Genomic DNA, 6389 nt, shown 5'->3' with positions numbered 1-6389 from the left:
GGTCATTCTTGAAAGTATATCAGATGGTGTTTTTACAATAGATCACAATTGGAAAATCACATCTTTTAACCGAGCAGCAGAAGAGATAACCGGCATCTCACGTAAAGATGCCATTGGTCGGCATTGCTGGGAAGTCTTTCGTTCCAATATGTGTGAACAGGACTGTGCACTCAAAAGAACCATGGAAGAAGGCAGGCCTTTCATCAACTCGTCGGGATATATTATTAACAGGGAAAAGAAAAAAATACCCATCACAGCATCCACTTCTCTTTTGATCGATAAAAACGCCGAAGTCATTGGCGGAATTGAGACCTTCAGGGATCACTCTCTTGTTGAGCAGCTCAGAAAAGAGTTGTCAACAAAATTTAAAGTGGAAGATATTATCAGCAGAAGCGATGCCATGAAGACTATCTTTAATATCCTGCCCCAGGTATCAGACAGTGACTCTTCGGTTCTGATAGAGGGAGAAACCGGTACGGGAAAAGAATTATTTGCACGGGCTATCCATAATATGAGCCACAGAAAAAACAAACCTTTTATTGCCATAAACTGCGGGGCACTTCCTGATACGCTTCTTGAATCCGAATTATTTGGATACAAAAAAGGTGCGTTTACCAATGCCATGAAAGACAAACCAGGCCAATTTGCCCTTGCCGACGGCGGCACTATCTTTCTTGATGAAATCGGAGATACAAGCCCGGCTTTCCAGGTTAGTCTTCTTCGGGTTCTTCAGGAGCATGAGTTCACCCCCCTTGGTGCCCTGGCTCAGGAAAAAACCAATATACGAATTATTGCAGCAACCAATCAAAGACTTTCCGACCTTGTCTCTCAAAATCGATTCAGACAGGATCTCTATTACAGAATTGATGTTATCCGGCTCTCTTTACCACCGCTGCGACATAGGATGGAAGATATTCCCCTTCTTGTGGATCGGTTTATCCAGAAAATGAATATCCGCCAGGGGAAATTTATCCAGGGGATAGATAAAAAAGTCCTTCAGGCATTTATGTCCCATGAGTTTGCCGGCAATATCCGGGAGCTTGAGAATATCATTGAACATGCCTTTGTCCTCTGTTCCGAGGGCTATATAAAGCTGAATCATTTACCCGGATTTTTATCCCTGCCATCCAATATCAATGGAGAAAAAGATAGTGATCCTGTTAAATCAGCACAAATTAAACTCATTACAGATGCCCTGGCACGTAATAATTATAACCGCAGTGCTGCGGCTAAAGATCTGGGTATCCATAAAAGCACCCTTTTCAGAAGGATTAAAAAACTGGGAATGACATTATAAGAACTCCTCATTTTTTTAAAATTGCAACGCTTGCAATGGAAATCGTCTTACTTTTGCAACCCTTTTCAGAATCCCGAATGGATCATCAGGGTCCCTTTTTTAGCTTAACTAACTAATATTTAAAGACATCTGACTAATTCAAACGAATTGTTCATTCAGGCACATGCTTTGCAATCATTGTAATAGTGAAAACAAAAGGAGGATATCATTGAAAATAGCCATAACAGTTTGGGGCAACCGGATTTCTCCTGTTTTTGATGCTGCCAGCACACTTTTTGTAGCACACATTGAAAACAGGATGATTATAAAAAAAAGTTATATATCCTTTAATCCTGCAATACCCTCCGATCTTATAAAACTGCTGAAAAAAATGCAGGTTTCCGTTCTGATATGCGGTGCCATTTCCACAAAACCTGCAGATTTAATAGTTGAGAATGATATCAAACTCATCTCTTTTGTTACCGGTAATGCATTAAAGCTTCTGGACAATTTTGCCCGAAAACAGACCATTGAAAAAGCATTTATGATGCCTGGATGCAGCAAACAATACTGCTGGCGCCACAACTCTAAAAAACTTCCGATATCTGATCCTTTCTAAACCTTGCCCATTTTGACGGATAGTCCGGTTGGTTCTAAGGCATTGCCTATTTCTTTGGATGGCAATTTGTGCAGGATGCGGGTGCAGGGCCTTTACCTTCTGCATCTTTGTTTTTCTTGTTGTAATCCTTGTGGCAGCCGATACAATTGGCATGCAAAGCTTCAAAATGGTACTTCATTATTTTTTCTTTTTTCCCAAGCTTTTCACCCTTTGGCTTCTGAGTCTCTTTATGACATTCAATACATTCTCCGGGTTTGTCATGAAAAGTTAAATTCAGCGGTTTCCCCATTTCATCATGATGACAACTGCCACAAGCAATTAAATATTCTTCCACATGCTTTTTGTGGGTAAATTGTACAATCCCTTTCTTATGTGTTTCATAGTGGGAATTCTTCATTAGAATTACATCTATTTTCAGTGTTTTATTCACATTATCTACTGGGGTTTCAACCTTTTGCTCCTCAACTTTGGTTTCCTGCAGGATAACAGAGGATTCCCCAGCTTCTTCCACAATTATTGCCTCTACAACAGCTTCTTTTAAGACAATTTTCTTTTCATCTTTTGGGGGCTGATGAATTTTGGTTTGTGCTTTTTTTGATGTTTTGTGTTTAATCTTCAAAGTATCAGTTGATGGGATTGAACAATAACTCAAGAAAAGAATAAATATCAAAATGATGATAAAAATAATGTGTTGTCCGGTTGATTCATTGTCCATTCCTTCTCTCCTTTTTGCCTCTATAAAAACTTTAACTTAAAAAAGCCTTTAACTTGAAATCACTGAAAAATCAAATAAATTCTTCTTTACAGCACTGACAGCAATTGGTAATCAAGCTATCTACACTATTTTTTTTAAACCTTCTAACTTTACCAGGGTAATATCATGGTTCGAAAACCCACATATAAAGAATTAGAGCTCAGGATAAAAAACCTGGAAAAAAAATCTCTGGAAACCAAAGAAACTGCACAAGACACAAAAGATGCGGCAAGAAACTATAAAAGATTCTTAAAATTTCTGCCTTATCCTGTCCTTGTCAGAGATGCAAAGAGACTGGTTACTTATCTAAACCCGGCGTTTACCAAAACCTTTGGCTGGACTTTAAAAGAATTGAAAGGTAAGGAAGGAAAGCAATATGTCCCTGACTTCCTGAAGGATGAATTATCCAACAGGATTAAGACCCTGCCAACCCACAAAAATGTTCTGCGGCTGAGTACCCAAAGGCTTACAAAAGATGGAAAAATTTTAGATGTCGTGCTTCGAGCCGGTTTGGACAGGGATATAAATAACAATCCGGAAGGGATGATAATTGTCTTCAGGGATGTGACCATGGAAAAACGGATTAAACGAGATCTCGACGTCATGAACCGCATCAGCCAAGCCCTGCCAAAATACCCGGACTTAAGAAAACTTCTCCTTTATGTGAATACTGAGATCAAAGAGCTTCTTGGTACCCAAAGTGCCAATACGATTTTACTGGATAAGACTCAAAAAGAATTTTATTTTTTAAGTGCTGCCCACGATGATCTCAATACAAGGGCACGCATTGAAAAAGCCCGGTTTTCACTTGATGAACTCCTGTCCGGCCAGGTGGTAAAGACCGGCAAACCCATAATGGTAAACCAATTTTCCGATGATCAGAATCAGTATAAATCAAGGGACCGGAAAATCGGATATAAGGTTAAAAATGTACTCTTAGTTCCTTTAAGGAATAAAGATCGCATTATTGGTATACTGGCGGCTGACAATAAAAAAACAGGAGATTTTGATGACACTGACCTTGAAACATTGAATACCATTGCTGCTACCGTCGCGCTTTCAATTGTAAATGCCCGGGTCTCAAGGGAATTAAGAAAAGCCTTCGAAGAGCTGAAAAGCCTGAACCATGCGAAAGATAAAATGATCAGCCATTTGTCCCATGAACTGAAAACCCCTGTGGCAATTCTTTTAAGCTCTTTTAAAATTCTTTCAAAAAAATTGACGGATCTTCCAGAAGAAACCTGGCGGCCAACCATGGAAAGGATTCAAAGAAACCTGGATCGTATTATTGGGATTGAAGGTGAAGTGTATGATATAGTTGAAAGAAAGGAAGTCTTTCATATAAAAATATTTTCCCTCATCCTGGAACAATGCCAGGATGAATTCGAAGCTCTGATTGCAGAAGAGACCGGAGAAAGGGGAGTTATTGCCAAAGTAAGACAGAGAATTGAAGATATTTTCAGTACCCGTGACCTTGTTGTCCAGAATATTTTTTTAAATCAGTTTGTTGAAAAAAGAATTAAAACCATTAAATCCGATATGGTTCATAGGAATGTTTCCCTGATTTCTCGTCTTGAATCTTCTTCCCCGATTCAGATTCCTGCTGAACCATTAAAAAAAACCATAGATGGACTTATCCGAAATGCCATTGAAAACACACCGGATGGGGGGAAAATAGAGGTTCTTGTTCGTCAAAAAGATAATGGAGTTGAGTTTATGGTAAAAGATCATGGAATCGGACTTACCCAGGAAGCCCAAAAAAGAATTTTTGAAGGTTTTTTCTCCACCCAGGAGATCATGAATTACTCTTCAAAACGGCCCTATGATTTTAATGCAGGGGGAAAAGGTGCTGATCTTCTGCGGATGAAAATTTTTTCCGAAAGATTTAATTTTAAAATCTCCATGACATCAAAACGATGCCGGCGTATTCCCGAAGACAAGGATACATGTCCGGGTTCAATACAGGAGTGCAAAAAAATTGCCGGGCCTGCATGTGACGGTTACACAATTGTCACCTGTTTTTTCCCTTTCGATAGGTAGTGACCTTCAGGTTACGTGTGACCTTCAGGTTAAAACTATTTAAAAACCATCCCTGTTTGATTTTCAGAAAAAAAAAGATTACATAAGGTTCCATGCTGAATAAAATAATAGAAAACAAATCCAAAATACATACACGGGATATCCGGCTTGCCACCTATCCCCACACGGATTCCAGCGTGATTATCCATGGGGTATTAAAAGACCAGCGATATATTAGAGTGTTTGATATAACAGGGGCCGTTATGGAGCCGGGAGTCATTCATCACATGGATGTAAAACTGCTGATAAAATCAGATCCGCTCATGATAGAAGATGCCGAAGTCGAGATGATCCATGTCCCCATGTCTGAATGCTCCACCACCCTTGATACTATTGAAAAGCTAAAAGGGCTTAAAATAAAATCAGGCTTTTCAAAAAAAATTCGCGACATTATGGGGGGAAAGAGAGGGTGTACCCATCTTTGTCAGTTGATCATTGTCATGGGCCAGGAAATTGTCCATGGCTGGCTGACACAGAAAAGGAAGGACAAATCACCTGTCCCAAAGGATCTTGACAGTCTCAATGACAAAAATTTTTTAATCGATTCCTGCCGGATGTGGACCCGGCAGGGCCCGAAAATGAAAAGTCTTGAGCAGGCAATAAAAGCCCGGCAGTCTTTTTAACAAAAATTTATATCAGAATCTTTTCATTGAAACAGGGGAACCCATAACCTAAAGGTCAGAAGCTAAATAATACTTTAAATCAATGGTATCATGTTTGGAAAATTTAATGCCCTCTGATTCAAGAAGTGCTTTTTGAAGCTCATACCCCTGGGAGGGTTTCAAGGATATTTTCCCTTTTGAGTTAACAATACGATGCCAGGGCAGATTATGTTTTTTTGACATTGAGTGAAGAAGTCTTGAAATCTGCCGGGCACCATTAGGTTTTCCGGCAAGAAAGGCTGTCCTGCCATATGTCAGAACCTTACCTTCCGGGATATTGTGAATAATATTCAGTGCTTTCCGGGTGAATCGTGTTAACATGACAGTCAGTCTGCCATGTTTTTTATTTTTTTACAATTTTTAACGACTTAATAACCCCATTTTTAAATTGATTAAATTTTTTGATTCCTTTATATGAGGATGCGTGACTATGAAAATCAAAAGCATGTTGCCGATCCTGTCAATTCTTGGAGCTGTTTTTTTATGGGGGAGTTCATTTTCTGCCATGCGGATCTTGCTTCAGGATTTAAATCCTTTTGCAGTGATGTTCGGCCGACTTTTTATTGCTTTTGTTTTTATTATTCCGATATCAGGGAAAATGTTTCCAAAATCATATCAAAAAGGTGATTGGAAAATCTTGTTGCCCATGGTGCTGTTCCAGCCCTGCCTCTATTTTTTATTTGAATCCAATGCCTTAATCTTCACCACCTCATCACAGGCCGGGATCATTTCAGCCTGTCTGCCCTTAATGGTTGCTGTCGCTGCCTTTTTTTTCCTTTCAGAATCCATGAATGCAAAAACAATCATTGGACTCATTTTATCAATTTCTGGGGTGATATTGCTTACCCTCTTTCAAAGTGAACAAGCCAATGCATCCCGCCCGGTTCTTGGCAATCTCCTGGAAGTTTTTGCAATGGCCAGTGCCTGCGCAAATATTATTCTGATTAAAAAACTCAGCTCACGGTATAACACCTGGTCTTTGACCGGGATGCAGATCTG

The 6389-nt window shown here is 39.5% G+C and carries 7 protein-coding genes; 5 read left to right on the top strand and 2 right to left on the bottom strand.

Annotated features, from left to right (window positions below; translation table 11 throughout):
* The coding region (locus K8S13_RS17240; protein WP_291464426.1) for a sigma 54-interacting transcriptional regulator at positions 1-1297 on the top strand (1297 nt) is incomplete at its 5' end.
* A gap of 208 nt (positions 1298-1505) precedes the next feature.
* Complete coding sequence (locus tag K8S13_RS17235; RefSeq protein ID WP_291464424.1) at positions 1506-1895, top strand: NifB/NifX family molybdenum-iron cluster-binding protein; 390 nt, start codon at positions 1506-1508, stop codon at positions 1893-1895.
* Positions 1896-1941: 46 nt separating this feature from the next.
* On the opposite strand, the gene K8S13_RS17230 is transcribed toward K8S13_RS17235, so the two are convergent.
* Positions 1942-2610 carry a cytochrome c3 family protein gene (locus K8S13_RS17230; RefSeq protein WP_291464422.1) on the bottom strand — a complete coding sequence of 223 codons (669 nt, stop codon included), beginning with the start codon at positions 2608-2610 and terminating at the stop codon, positions 1942-1944.
* Positions 2611-2775: 165 nt separating this feature from the next.
* Here K8S13_RS17230 and K8S13_RS17225 point away from each other — a divergent pair, with 165 nt between their 5' ends.
* Both K8S13_RS17225 and K8S13_RS17220 read left to right on the top strand, forming a co-directional pair.
* Entirely contained in the window at positions 2776-4689 is a 1914-nt protein-coding gene (locus K8S13_RS17225) for a GAF domain-containing protein (RefSeq protein WP_291464421.1), read from the top strand.
* Positions 4690-4781: 92 nt separating this feature from the next.
* Complete coding sequence (locus K8S13_RS17220) at positions 4782-5351, top strand: DUF2889 domain-containing protein (protein WP_291464420.1); 570 nt, start codon at positions 4782-4784, stop codon at positions 5349-5351.
* 48 nt (positions 5352-5399) lie between these two features.
* Here the strand turns inward: K8S13_RS17220 and K8S13_RS17215 are convergent, their stop codons facing one another.
* Positions 5400-5711 carry an MGMT family protein gene (locus K8S13_RS17215; RefSeq protein ID WP_291464418.1) on the bottom strand — a complete coding sequence of 104 codons (312 nt, stop codon included), beginning with the start codon at positions 5709-5711 and terminating at the stop codon, positions 5400-5402.
* A gap of 109 nt (positions 5712-5820) precedes the next feature.
* Between K8S13_RS17215 and K8S13_RS17210 the strand changes: the two genes are divergently transcribed.
* Positions 5821-6389 (top strand): DMT family transporter (locus K8S13_RS17210; protein WP_291464416.1); only part of this gene is annotated, 569 nt, incomplete at its 3' end.

The sequence above is a fragment of the Desulfobacula sp. genome (genome assembly GCF_021107415.1).
The sequence above is the reverse complement of the archived record's forward strand: the minus strand, read 5'-3'. Positions and strand labels throughout refer to the sequence as shown.

Excerpts from the sequence above, each read along its gene's own strand:
- K8S13_RS17230 (WP_291464422.1), bottom strand. The coding sequence starts at position 2,610 with ATGGACAATGAATCAACCGGACAACACATTATTTTTATCATCATTTTG.
- K8S13_RS17225 (WP_291464421.1), top strand. The coding sequence starts at position 2,776 with ATGGTTCGAAAACCCACATATAAAGAATTAGAGCTCAGGATAAAAAAC.
- K8S13_RS17220 (WP_291464420.1), top strand. The coding sequence starts at position 4,782 with ATGCTGAATAAAATAATAGAAAACAAATCCAAAATACATACACGGGAT.
- K8S13_RS17215 (WP_291464418.1), bottom strand. The coding sequence starts at position 5,711 with ATGTTAACACGATTCACCCGGAAAGCACTGAATATTATTCACAATATC.